The organism is Micromonospora sp. ALFpr18c (assembly GCF_008868155.1).
In the GTDB taxonomy this organism is placed as follows: domain Bacteria; phylum Actinomycetota; class Actinomycetes; order Mycobacteriales; family Micromonosporaceae; genus Micromonospora.
Map to the genome: position 1 here is coordinate 1 of NZ_WBKR01000210.1, position 10,821 is coordinate 10,821.

General features: G+C 72.2%; 14 protein-coding genes. 6 read left to right on the plus strand and 8 right to left on the minus strand.

Annotated elements, in window-relative coordinates; all coding sequences use genetic code 11:
- Nucleotides 1-140: 140 nt before the first annotated feature.
- Complete coding sequence (locus tag F8271_RS26665) at nt 141-506, minus strand: maleylpyruvate isomerase N-terminal domain-containing protein (RefSeq protein ID WP_151492606.1); 366 nt, start codon at nt 504-506, stop codon at nt 141-143.
- Nucleotides 507-537: 31 nt separating this feature from the next.
- Between F8271_RS26665 and F8271_RS26670 the strand changes: the two genes are divergently transcribed.
- Nucleotides 538-1,335: an AraC family transcriptional regulator gene (locus F8271_RS26670; RefSeq protein ID WP_151492608.1), complete on the plus strand. Its 798-nt coding sequence runs from the start codon at nt 538-540 to the stop codon at nt 1,333-1,335.
- 57 nt (nt 1,336-1,392) lie between these two features.
- Here the strand turns inward: F8271_RS26670 and F8271_RS26675 are convergent, their stop codons facing one another.
- Genes F8271_RS26675 through F8271_RS26700 form a run of 6 tightly spaced genes read right to left on the minus strand, consistent with a single transcriptional unit; the run spans nt 1,393 to nt 6,988 of the window.
- Nucleotides 1,393-2,922, minus strand: a complete 1,530-nt coding sequence (locus F8271_RS26675; protein WP_192580468.1) for a SpoIIE family protein phosphatase — start codon at nt 2,920-2,922, stop codon at nt 1,393-1,395.
- Nucleotides 2,923-2,933: 11 nt separating this feature from the next.
- On the minus strand, nt 2,934-4,295 hold the full coding sequence (locus tag F8271_RS26680) for a sensor histidine kinase (protein ID WP_151492612.1): 1,362 nt from the start codon (nt 4,293-4,295) through the stop codon (nt 2,934-2,936).
- A complete protein-coding gene (locus tag F8271_RS26685) occupies nt 4,292-5,305 on the minus strand; it encodes a SpoIIE family protein phosphatase (protein ID WP_151492622.1) in 1,014 nt (337 codons plus the stop codon). Before F8271_RS26685 ends, F8271_RS26680 begins: the two co-directional genes overlap by 4 nt.
- Nucleotides 5,302-5,721, minus strand: coding sequence for an ATP-binding protein (locus F8271_RS26690; RefSeq protein WP_151492614.1), 420 nt, complete (start codon nt 5,719-5,721; stop codon nt 5,302-5,304). Before F8271_RS26690 ends, F8271_RS26685 begins: the two co-directional genes overlap by 4 nt.
- Entirely contained in the window at nt 5,718-6,128 is a 411-nt protein-coding gene (locus tag F8271_RS26695; protein ID WP_151492616.1) for an STAS domain-containing protein, read from the minus strand. Before F8271_RS26695 ends, F8271_RS26690 begins: the two co-directional genes overlap by 4 nt.
- Nucleotides 6,128-6,988: an STAS domain-containing protein gene (locus F8271_RS26700; RefSeq protein WP_151492617.1), complete on the minus strand. Its 861-nt coding sequence runs from the start codon at nt 6,986-6,988 to the stop codon at nt 6,128-6,130. The genes F8271_RS26695 and F8271_RS26700 overlap by 1 nt, the downstream gene beginning before the upstream one ends.
- 165 nt (nt 6,989-7,153) lie before the next feature.
- On the opposite strand from F8271_RS26700, the gene F8271_RS26705 reads away from it, so the two are divergent.
- The gene (locus tag F8271_RS26705; RefSeq protein WP_151492618.1) at nt 7,154-7,510 is read left to right on the plus strand and encodes an STAS domain-containing protein; all 357 of its coding nucleotides are present in this window, start codon (nt 7,154-7,156) and stop codon (nt 7,508-7,510) included.
- A gap of 13 nt (nt 7,511-7,523) precedes the next feature.
- On the opposite strand, the gene F8271_RS26710 is transcribed toward F8271_RS26705, so the two are convergent.
- Nucleotides 7,524-8,798: an MFS transporter gene (locus F8271_RS26710; protein ID WP_151492619.1), complete on the minus strand. Its 1,275-nt coding sequence runs from the start codon at nt 8,796-8,798 to the stop codon at nt 7,524-7,526.
- Between the two features lie 50 nt (nt 8,799-8,848).
- Here F8271_RS26710 and F8271_RS26715 point away from each other — a divergent pair, with 50 nt between their 5' ends.
- The 4 genes from F8271_RS26715 to F8271_RS26730 form a co-directional block, all read left to right on the plus strand.
- Nucleotides 8,849-9,565, plus strand: a complete 717-nt coding sequence (locus F8271_RS26715) for a FadR/GntR family transcriptional regulator (RefSeq protein WP_370461975.1) — start codon at nt 8,849-8,851, stop codon at nt 9,563-9,565.
- A 39-nt stretch (nt 9,566-9,604) separates the two neighbouring features.
- Entirely contained in the window at nt 9,605-10,063 is a 459-nt protein-coding gene (gene mscL, locus F8271_RS26720) for a large conductance mechanosensitive channel protein MscL (protein WP_151492620.1), read from the plus strand.
- An 81-nt stretch (nt 10,064-10,144) separates the two neighbouring features.
- Entirely contained in the window at nt 10,145-10,396 is a 252-nt protein-coding gene (locus F8271_RS26725) for a hypothetical protein (RefSeq protein WP_139587082.1), read from the plus strand.
- Nucleotides 10,397-10,455: 59 nt separating this feature from the next.
- Nucleotides 10,456-10,821 (plus strand): hypothetical protein (locus F8271_RS26730; RefSeq protein WP_151492621.1); only part of this gene is annotated, 366 nt, incomplete at its 3' end.

Sequence of the window (10,821 nt, forward strand, 5' to 3'; positions counted from 1 at the left end):
CGAGGTGGGGTCGGCGAAGACGCCCATCTTGCGGGCGGTGGGGCCGAGCTGTTCGACCAGCCCGTGCAGCTCGGCCACCGCCTCCGGGGCCGGCTGGTACGGCTGACCGGTGGCGACGGCGAGGTCCCAGCCGTGCACGGTCAAGTCCAGCAGCGCCATTCCACCGACGACGGGTTGCGGCATGCCCATGCCGGGCGAGACACCCTCCATCGTGGATGGGTCCGACCAGGCGGCGACCAGGCGGCGACCAGGCGGTCGGTCTCCACGGCGAACCGGTCCCGCCAGCCGTCGCCCAGGTGATCGGGCTTCTCGGCCCACTCCACCGGACGCTTCACAGCCAGTTCCTGGAAGTTCACCACCACCTCGAACAGGTGGTTGAGCAGGTCGCGGACGACGTAGTCGCGGCACGGCGTGGGCAGGTCGAGCTGGTCGTCGGCGACGCCGCGCACCACATCGACGGTTCGCGGCGCGGCAGCCGCCAGCAGATCGCTAGTCTGAGTGGCCATAGGGCCAGCGTATGAGGGTGGTCTTGAACAAATGCGACAGCGACCGCGTGACGACAGCCGGGGAATTCTGGACCCGGTGCGGATGCTGCGCGAGGTTCACTTCCGCCGGTATCTGCCCGCGGAGTCGCTGCGCCCGTGGGTCGAGCACTACTGGCTGATCGACTGGGCGTTGCGGGCACCGTTCGAGCAGCGGGTCGTACCGCACCCCGCCGTGAACGTGGTCTTCCAGAGCAACGTCGGCGGGTCGGAGGCCGGCGAGGTGGCCGGGGTGGGCCGCGACCTGTTCCGGATCACGCTGACCGACACCGGCCGGGTCTGCGGTGTCCAGTTCCGCCCCGGCGGCTTCCACCCGTTCTGGCGGCGGTCGGTCGCCGAGTTGACCGGACGCCGGGTCCCACTGCCCGCCGGCCCGCTGGCACGCCCCGTCGGCCCGGTGTGCGCGGGCACCGACGACGATCGCTGCCACGCGCTGGACGCCCTGCTCGCCGCATGGGCACCGACCCCGGACCCGGCGACCGCGGAAGTTGTCCGACTGGCGGAGGCGATCCGGACGGACCGGACGGTGCTGCGGGTCGACGACTTCGCCGCGCGACACGACGTGCCGGTCCGCCGGCTGCAACGGCTGTTCACCGAGCACGTGGGCGTCGGGCCGAAGTGGGTGATCCGCCGCTACCGGCTCCAGGAGGCCGTCGAGCAGGCCGCCGGCGGCCCGCTGAACTGGGCGGATCTCGCCGCCGATCTCGGCTACAGCGACCAGGCCCATCTGGTCCGCGACTTCACCGCCGTCGCCGGTGTGTCGCCCGCCGCGTACGCCCGCTCCGTGCACTGACGTCAGCCCATTGGAGGTGGCGGACCGTCAGTCCAGCGGAGGTGGCGGACCGTCAGCTCAGCGGCGGCGCAGCACGACGACGGCCACGTCGTCCTGGATCTCCGGTGGGGCCAGTTCCACCAGCAGCCGCTCGCAGAACCGGTCGAGATCCTCGTCGACGGTGCCGGTCAGCGCGGCGAGTGCGGCCAGGCCCTCGTCGATGGTGGCGTCCCGCCGCTCGATCAGCCCGTCGGTGTAGAACACCAGCGTCGCTCCGGCTGGCAGCACGAACTCCAGGTCGGCGGGACGGGGTGCGCGGACGCCGAGCAGCGGCGCCGAGTGGTGCACGAACTCGACCTTGCCGTCCAGGCTGAGCACCGGCGGAAGATGGCCGGCGCTGGCCAGCCGGACGCGCCCGCTCGGCGGGTGCAGCAGCAGCACGCAGAGGGTGGCCAGTTCGTTCGGCAGGAGGGTACGCATCAGCTCGTTGACCCGGTGCAGGATCTCGCCGGGCTGGTGCCCCTCGACCGCGTACGCCCGCACCGCGTGCCGCAGCTCGGCCATCACCGTCGCCGCGTGCAGTGAGTGGCCGGCCACGTCGCCGATCGCCAGGAGCAGGTGCCCGTCGAGCATCACCAGCTCGTAGAAGTCGCCGCCCACCTCGGTCTGTGCGCTGGCCGGCTCGTAGCGCACCGCGAGGTCGAGCCCGGCCACCGTGGGCAGCCCGCGCGGGAGCAGGCTGCGCTGGAGGGTGACGGCGATCCGGTGTTCCTCGTCGAAGGAGCGTTGCGCCTCCACCGCCGCCGCGACCGCCTGGGCGAGCTGCACCAGCACCGGGGTCCGGGCGGTCTGGGTGGCGGTGGGGACCACCACGTACAGCGGGGCCCGGTCCTCCCGCAGTCGGGCGGCGGCCACCGTCACCGTGTCGTCCGCCGGCCAGTCGACCAGCGTCCAACCCGACGGGGTCTCCACCCGGACCGTGGCGCCGGTCGGCACCCCGGTGTCGTCGACGACCCACGGCACCACGGCGGCCTCCGCGCCCGGGCCGGCGCAGATCCCCGCGAGACAGTCACCGTCGAACGTCTCGGCGATCACCGCCGCCGGGCTCTTGAAGATCTGTGCCGCACCCTCGGCGGCCGTCTCCAGCAGGCGTGCGAACGTCGGCGCGGAGTGCACCGCCACGGTCGTGTCGGCCAGTCCGAGCAGCCGCTCGGCGAGCAGTTCGGCGCGCTGCCGGGCCTGGTAGTAGCGCAGCACCGCCCGGCTGGTGGCGATCAGCTCTTCCGGCTCGATGGGCTCGGTCAGGTAGGCGTCCGCGCCCCGGGTGAGGCCCTGGGCGCGGTCGGCCACGTCGACGGCGTGCGCCGACACGTGGATCACCGGCATCGCCGGATGCCGCTCCTTGATCCGTTCGCAGACCTCGTACCCGCTGAGGTCGGGCAGCCGGACGTCGAGCACCACCAGGTCGATCCGGTCCACCTCGACCCGGGCCAGCGCGTCGGCGCCGTTCTCCGCTTCGAGCACGGTGAACCCGGCCCGGGACAGCCAGCTGACCAGCAGGTAACGCTTGGTGCGACTGTCATCGACCACCAGGACGGTCGTTGGCATGCCGTCCACCGTCACGCTCCTCCGGTGGGCAGGGAGACGGTGAACGTACTGCCCCGGCCCGGTTCGCTGGCCAGGTGCAGTGTCCCACCGAGCAGCGTCACCAGTCGCCGGGCGTACGGCAGACCGAGACCGGTGCCGCCGACGCGGGTGGCGCCGGGCACCTGGTAGAACTCCTCGAAGATCCGTTCCTGTAGGTCCGGCGCGATGCCCGGACCGGTGTCGCTGACCTCGAAGTTCCAGCGGTCGTCGCGCTGCCGGGCCCGCAGCCGCACCTCGCCGCGCTCGGTGAACTTCAGCCCGTTGTGCAGCAGGTTGCGCAGCACCTGACCGAGCAGCACCTCGTCGGTGCGCAGCACGGCCGGCGCGGCCAGCTCCTCCACCACGAGTTCCACACCGGGGCGGGTGGCCAGCGCGCGCAACGTGCCGCGCAGTTGGCCGAAGACCGGACGCAGGTCGACGTCCGCCCAGTCCGGCTCGATCCGGCCGGACTCGGCCTTGGCCAGGTCCAGTAGTTCGTTGACCAGCCCGAGCAGGTCCTCCGCCGACGAGCGGATCAGGCCGACCTGGCGGGCCTGTTCGGCGGTGAGCGGGTCGGACGACGAGTCGGAGAGCAGCCGACCCAACCCGATGATCGCGGTGACCGGGGCGCGCAGCTCGTGGCTCACGTTGGCGAGGAACCGGCTCTTCGATTCGCTCGCCGCGCGCAGCTGGGCCGACTTCTCGTCCAGCTCCGCGTAGAGGGCGACGACGCCCCGGTTGGTTTCCTCCAACTCCTCGGTCAGCTGGTTGTAGAGCGCCAGCACACCGCGGTTGGTCTCGGCCAGCTCGTCGTTGAGCACGGCCAGCTCGTCGCGCTGGCTGCGCACCTCGTCGAGCGCCGCGATGAGCTGCCCGTTCTGGACGGTCAACTCCTCCAGCGCGGTGGCCGGCGCGGTACGGCCGAGTTCGGTACGGAACTCGGCGAGCCGCTCCGGGGTCGGCGTCGGCGCGTTGGCCGGGACTCGTCGGGACATCCTCACGACCGTAACCCCCTCGACGGTCGACACGCTCAGTGTGTCGACCAGTCGGGACACCGCGCCGGACTGCGGCTCGTACCGGCCGTCGGGCAGCGGGGTCACCGGGGCCAGGTCGGCGCGGAGGCGGAACCGGCCGTCGGCGCCCGGATCGATGTGGAACGAGACGTCCGCACCACCGGCCGTCCGCAGCAGATCGCGGGCGACCTCACTGAGCGCGGTGGCGATCCGGACCTGGTCCTGGTGTTCGAGGCCGACCACCGCGGCCACCTCGCGGCCACGCTGGCGGATCACGAAGATGTCCTGCTCGACCCGCAGCACCATCTGCAGCAGCGGCAGCGCGGCCGGCTCCGCGGTCATGCCCAGGACCTCGCGACCAGTACGCAGGCGTCGTCGCGTCGCACCCCGGCGTCCCGCAAGAGGGTTGCCGCCATGACCAGTGGTGACCGCTCGGCGAGGCCCGGGTAGTCGGTCAACCGCCAGCGGTCGACCACCCCGTCGCTGTGCATCACCAGCCGGGCGCCCGGCCCGAACGGGTAGTCGTACTCCCGGATCGTCGGCCGTTGGTGCCCGGCGATGCCGGGCAGCGACACCAGCCCCCGGCGCTGGCCGTCGCCGTCGGCGACCACGCCGGCGATGTTGCCCAGACCGGCGTAGTGCAGCACGCCGGCCTCCGGGTCCAGTTCGGCGACCGCGAGCGCGGCGCCGCGGGTGTGCGACATGCCCCGGTGCAGGTGACCGACCACCGCCGCCGGCGGGCCGGCCGGGGCGTTACGGAACGCGGCCAGCGCCGCGTCGGTGGCACCGGCGGCCAGTGGGCCGTGCCCCAGGCCGTCGCTGACCAGCACCTGGTGCCGCCCGTCGGCGACCCGGACGGCGTACCCGTCGCCGCTGACCGTTTCGCCGGTGATCGGCCGGGTGAGGGCGCCGGCCCAGGAGGGTCGGGCCGGTGCGGCCGGCCAGACCTGCACGGCGAGGACGGTGCCCCGGCCGGGCAGCGAGTATCCGTCGAACCAGCTGGCCTGGCGGACGATCGCGCCGAGGCCGATGCCGAGGGTGCCGGTCGTGGAGTGCCCGTCCTGGGACGAGACGGTCAGGTCGGCCATGCCGGGGCCGGAGTCGATGGCCACCAGCTCCACGCCCGCCTCACCAGCTCGGCGTACTGGCCGGAGCAGCAGGACACCCTCGTCGGCGTGCTTGACCAGGTTGCTGGTCAGCTCGGCGGCGACGATGGCGAGGTCGGCGATGCGTGCCTCACCCATCTCGACCTGCGCGCCGAGGCGTTCGGCGGCGCGCCGGACGGCGCTGGCGGCGCTGCCGGCCTCCACCCTGAACCAGATGCCGCTGTCGGTGACCGCGTCCCCGTTCACCGGGACCACTTGGTCACCGTGATACGGGTGCCGGCCTCCGCGGACGTCTCGATCTCGAATTCGTCGACCAGCCGGCGGGCGCCGCTGAGGCCGAGGCCCAGCCCACCGCCGGTGGTGTAGCCGTCGGTGAAGGCCAGGTCGAGGTCGGCGATGCCCGGGCCGGAGTCGGCGAAGACGATCCGTACGCCCATGCGTCGGCCGTTGTCCACGGTTGTCACCTCGACCGAGCCGCCACCGCCGTACACCAGGGTGTTGCGGGCGAGTTCGCTCGCCGCGGTGACCACCTTGGTCTGGTCGACGAGGGACAGCTTGACCGCCACCGCCACGGCACGGACCAGCTGCCGGACGCGCACCACGTCCTCGTCGCTCTGGATCGCCTGTGCCTGCGGGTGGCCCAGGTCGACGCCCGCGGTCACGGGATGGCCGTCTCGGCGTCCGGATCGTCGTCGAGCTGGTATTCGAGCTCGTCGGCGCGGGCCGCCGCGATCAGCTCCATGCCGCGTTCGACGTTCAGCGCGGTACGGATGCCGTTCAGGGACAGCCCCAGTTCGACAAGGGTGATGGCGACGGCGGGACGCATCCCGACGACCACCGTCTCCGCGTCGAGCACCTTGGAGATCGACGCGATGGTGGACAGCATCCGACCGACGAAGGAGTCGACGATGTCCAGGGCGGTGATGTCGATGATGACGCCGTGGCAGCCGGTGGCGACGATCCGCTCGGCGAGGTCGTCCTGGAGCTGGACCGCGGTCTGGTCGGACATGTCGAGCTGGATGGAGACCAGCAGGATGTCGCCGATCTTGAGGATCGGAACGCGTTCCATCAGATGTCCCGGCGTGGCTGGCGGCGGGCGGTCTCCACCCCGGTGAGCCGCAGCACGTGACGCAGCGCGTCGGCGAGGCTCGCCTTGGTGGCGATGTCGCCGAACTCGATGCCGAGCGCGACGATGGTCTGGGCGATCTGCGGCCGGATGCCGGAGATGATGCAGTCGGCGCCCATCAGCCGGGCGGCCACCACGGTCTTCAGGATGTGCTGGGCGACCTGGGTGTCCACCGCCGGCACGCCGGTGATGTCGATGATCGCGTACGGCGAGCCGGTGTCGACCAGGGTCTGCAGCAGACGCTCCATGACCACCTGGGCGCGCGCCGAGTCCAGTGTGCCGACCAGCGGGACGGCGACCACGCCCTCCCAGAGCTTGACCACCGGCGTGGACAGCTCGAGCAGTTGCTCGGCCTGGTCGGCGATGAGGCTCTCGCGGGTGCGGACGAAGCTCTCGAAGGTGAACAGGCCCAGCTCGTCGACGAGCTTGGAGAAGGCGATGTAGTCGTGCAGGGCGTTGGCCCCGCCGCCGTCCTGGAGCAGCTCGGCCAGCACGTCCTTGAGCGCGAAGACGCTGATCGTGGTCTCGGTGGCGGAGAAGCCCTGCCGGGCCCGACCACGGGACAGCTCGGAGAGCGCGGCGCGCAGTTCGGCGGAGTTCTCGGCGGACAGGTCGATGGCGCCCTGCTCGCCGCTGGCGACGATGGCACGGTGCAGATCCTGGACCTGCCGGCGCAACTCGGCCTGACTCAGGCGTCCACGCAACGAACCGGTGACGATCTCGGTCCACCGAGCCGTGACCTGTTCGGCGTGTCCGCCGAGCAGTGCGGCGAGCCGACCACTTTCCTCGGCGTTCAACGCCATTGCGAAACCCCCCTCGACCTGGACCGGGCGGACTCTATCACCGGGGACCGTCGAACTACTTGCCCCGTAGCAACGGAATGACGATGGCCACCGGATGCCGGCTCCCCTTCTGCGTACGACGCCGGTCGTGGGATACCGTTCCCCCGATAACAGGAGGTCTGCCACATGTCCTTGACGGTGCACACGGAACAACGCGGCGACGTGGTCGTCGTGTCGGTCGCGGGCGAGCTGGACATGGCAACCGCACCGCAGTTGCAGGACCAGATCACCGACCTGCTCGACAAGGGCCGTAACCGGCTGGTGTTCGACCTGGCGAACGTCTCGTTCTGCGACTCGACCGGTTTGTCGGTGTTCGTTCGCGCCAAGAACAGCTGCGACGAGGCCGGCGGCGTGGTGCGGCTGGCCGCACCACAGCGCGGTGTGCTTCGCATCCTCGAGGTCAGCGGGCTGGTCGAGGTGCTGCACACCTACCCGACGGTGGACGAGGCCGTCGCCGGCGAACCGACACCGGCGTCCTCCTGACCACCGTTTCGACCTACTCGTCCTCGACGTAGCGGGGACGGGCGATCGCCATGCCCGCCGCCGTCTGCACGGCGAGCGCGGCCAGCAGGAACCCGATCGGCGCCGTCCAGCCGCCGGTGATCTCGTAGAGGATGCCGACCGACAGCGGGCCGAGGGCGGCGATCACGTACCCGGTGCTCTGCGCGAACGCGGAGAGCGCGACGGTCCCCTCGGCGGTGCGGGCACGCAGGCCGATGGCGGTCAGGATCATCGGAAACGCGCCCTGGCCGATCGCCAGCAGGGTCACCCAGAGCAGCGCGGGGCCGTCCGGGGCGATGGCCAACCCCAGGTAGGCCAGGGTCGACGCGGTGGTCAGCCCGAGCACCAGCGGTCGCAGGCTGGTCAACCGGCCGGCCACGGTGGGCATCAGCAGCGCGATCGGCACACCGAGCGCGGTCACCCCGGCGAGCAGCAGACCGGCCGACTCCGGCTGGTAGCCGGCGTCGCGGAACAGCTGAGCCAACCAACCCATGATCGCGTATCCGCTGAGCGACTGCGCCCCGAAGTACACGGCCATCGCCCACCCCAGGCGGGTCCGCGCCGGCCGCACCCGCGTCGGCACGGCGGCTCCCGTCGGGGTCGCCCGCCGCGCGCCCGCCCGGGTCCGCAGCGCCAGCGGCACCCACGGGAGTACGGCCACCGCGGCCATCGCGGCCCAGACGCCCAGCCCGGCCCGCCATGACCCGAAGGCGTGTGCGATCGGCACCGCGGAGGCCGCGGCCACCGTCGTCCCCAGGGTCAACGCCATCGTGTACGCCCCGGTGACCAGGCCGGTGCGCTGCGGGAAGTGCTGCTTGACGAGCATCGGCAGCAGGATGTTGGAGACCGCGATGCCGGCCAACGCCAGCGCGCTGGTCAGCACGAAGATCCAGGCCGAGTCGGTGGCGGCCCGGAGCACCTGACCGGCGACCAGGGCGAGCATGGCGACCACCAACACCCGGGCGGGCGCCACCCGGCGGACCAGCCACGGGGTGAGCGCGCCGAGGCCGGCGAACGCGATGGTCGGCAGGGTGGTGACCAGACCGGCCATGGCGCCGGAGAGGCCCAGCCCGTCGCGGACCTCGTCGAGCAGGGCGCCGAGGCTCGTCACCACGGCGCGCAGGTTGAGCGCGACCAGCAGCATCCCGGCCAGCACGAGTGCGCCACCGGTCGCCGGGTGCGTCCGACGGCCCGCGGGGTCGCGCGCCGGGCGGGCGTCGACGGCGGCGGGTGCGGGCAGGGCCGGAGCGGCGGTGGGTGGCGGGGTCATGGCCTCTAACCTACAATCATGGGATGAATTTGGGACCGGTGATGTAACCAGTGCCACCGTCGGTTGATTTCCCCTCCGCGCCGCCGGTGCCGCCCCGCGGCCAGCCCGCCGTGCCGCCGCGCGGTCACCGTGTCCGGCAGACGATCGAGCAGCTCCGGGCCCGGATCCTGGGCGGTGAGTGGCCGGTCGGCGCTCGGATCCCCACCGAGCCACAGCTCGTCGCCGCGCTCGGCGTGGGGCGCAACACGGTCCGGGAGGCGGTCCGCGCCCTGGTGCACGCCGGGGTGCTGGAGTGCCGGCAGGGCTCCGGCACGTACGTGGTGTCCACCGACGAACTGGCGCCGGTGGTGGCCCGCCGGCTCGGCGGCGACCGGATGACCGAGGTCATCGAGGTACGACGCGCCTTCGAGGTGGAGGCCGCCCGGCTCGCCGCGCTGAGGCGTACCCCGGCCGACCTGGCGGCGCTCGACGGCGCGCTCGCCGACCGCGAGGCCGCCTGGCGCGGCGGCCGGGTCGACGCGTTCGTCGAGGCCGACGCGGCCCTGCACACGGCGGTGGTCGCCGCCGCGCACAACGCCATGCTCGCCGAGCTGTACGCCTCGGTCGGCACCGCCCTGCGCAGCACCGTCGCCCACGCGATGGGCGACGCGCTCACTCCGGAGCGCTACGTCGACCACACCCGACTGGTCGAGGCGATCCGGGCCGGCGAGCCCGACCGGGCGGCGATCGAAGCCGGCGCGTTTCTGGAGCCCGCCCCTGAGGCATAGGTTGTGCCGGACGGAAAACCGGACACCTCGGGAGTACGGATGCTCAAGGGCTTCAAAGACTTCATCATGCGCGGCAACGTCGTCGACCTGGCGGTCGGCATCGTGATCGGCGCCGCGTTCACGGGCGTGGTCACCCAGCTCACCAAGTCGTTCCTCGAACCACTGATCAAGGCGATCGGCGGGGGCACCAGCCTCTCGGCCGGGACGTGGACTCTCAACGACCAGGTCTTCGACTGGGCGGCATTCATCAACGCGGTGATCACCTTCCTGCTCACCGCGGCGGTGCTCTACTTCTTCGTGGTGTTCCCGATGAACAAGCTGGCCGAGCGGCGGCAGCGGGGCGAGGAGCCACCTCCGGCCGCGCCGAGCGAGGAGGTCAAGCTGCTCACCGAGATTCGGGACGCGCTGGTCTCCGCCGGCCACACCACCCCCGGCCAGCAGCGCGGGGCACTGGACGACGTGCTGGGCCGCCGCACCGAACCCCCGGCGCCGCGCTGACCCGGACGGATGCACATCGGCCCCTGCGGGAATCCCGCAGGGGCCGCATCTTCTCGTACGTGTGTTCGATAGAGTCCCGCCATGGAGCAGCGAAAGCACTGGTGGAACGGGAAGTGGGGGCGGCTGGCCCGACGGGACGTCTTCCTGCGGGTGGACGCCGACCGGTGGCACGTCGAGCAGCGGGCCGGCGGTGCCGAGGGCATCTCCCGCTTCTACGAGTACGGCAGTGCGGACGAGGCCGAGGAGACGGTCCGGGCTCTCCTTGACGGCACGGACACCTGGCGGGAGTTGTCCCCGCGCCCGCCGGGCAGCTGGACCCTCCCGAACAGCTGAGTGGGGCGGGCGGGTCGGCGGCGCGTTTAGCGGCGTACCGCCCCGGGAACCGCGTTGGGATGGACCAGCAGGACGAGCAGCAGGCGACCATCTCGCGGATCACCACCGGGATGCCGGTGATCGACTCCGCGGGCACCGAGGTCGGGACCGTGGACCTCGTCCAGCGCGGCGACCCGAACGCGGTGACCGTGCAGGCGCCGACCGCCGACCCGGGCAGCAGCCTGGACGAGCTGATCGAGTCGACGGCGGTCGAGGAGCCGGATGTGCCGGCCGATCTGGCGGCGCGGCTGCTGCACACCGGCTACCTGAAGGTCTCCACCGAGCTGACCCGCACCGGCGCGGTGTACGTGCCGGCCGACCGGATCGGTTCGGTGGCCGACGGCCGGGTACGCCTCGCCGTCGGCGTGGCCGAGCTGCCCCCGCAG

Coding starts and splice junctions, on each gene's coding strand:
- F8271_RS26710 (WP_151492619.1), bottom strand. CDS start 8,798: ATGACCCCGCCACCCACCGCCGCTCCGGCCCTGCCCGCACCCGCCGCC.
- F8271_RS26680 (WP_151492612.1), bottom strand. CDS start 4,295: ATGACCGCGGAGCCGGCCGCGCTGCCGCTGCTGCAGATGGTGCTGCGG.
- F8271_RS26700 (WP_151492617.1), bottom strand. CDS start 6,988: ATGGCGTTGAACGCCGAGGAAAGTGGTCGGCTCGCCGCACTGCTCGGC.
- F8271_RS26705 (WP_151492618.1), top strand. CDS start 7,154: ATGTCCTTGACGGTGCACACGGAACAACGCGGCGACGTGGTCGTCGTG.
- F8271_RS26670 (WP_151492608.1), top strand. CDS start 538: ATGCGACAGCGACCGCGTGACGACAGCCGGGGAATTCTGGACCCGGTG.
- F8271_RS26665 (WP_151492606.1), bottom strand. CDS start 506: ATGGCCACTCAGACTAGCGATCTGCTGGCGGCTGCCGCGCCGCGAACC.
- F8271_RS26675 (WP_192580468.1), bottom strand. CDS start 2,922: ATGCCAACGACCGTCCTGGTGGTCGATGACAGTCGCACCAAGCGTTAC.
- mscL (WP_151492620.1), top strand. CDS start 9,605: ATGCTCAAGGGCTTCAAAGACTTCATCATGCGCGGCAACGTCGTCGAC.
- F8271_RS26695 (WP_151492616.1), bottom strand. CDS start 6,128: ATGGAACGCGTTCCGATCCTCAAGATCGGCGACATCCTGCTGGTCTCC.
- F8271_RS26725 (WP_139587082.1), top strand. CDS start 10,145: ATGGAGCAGCGAAAGCACTGGTGGAACGGGAAGTGGGGGCGGCTGGCC.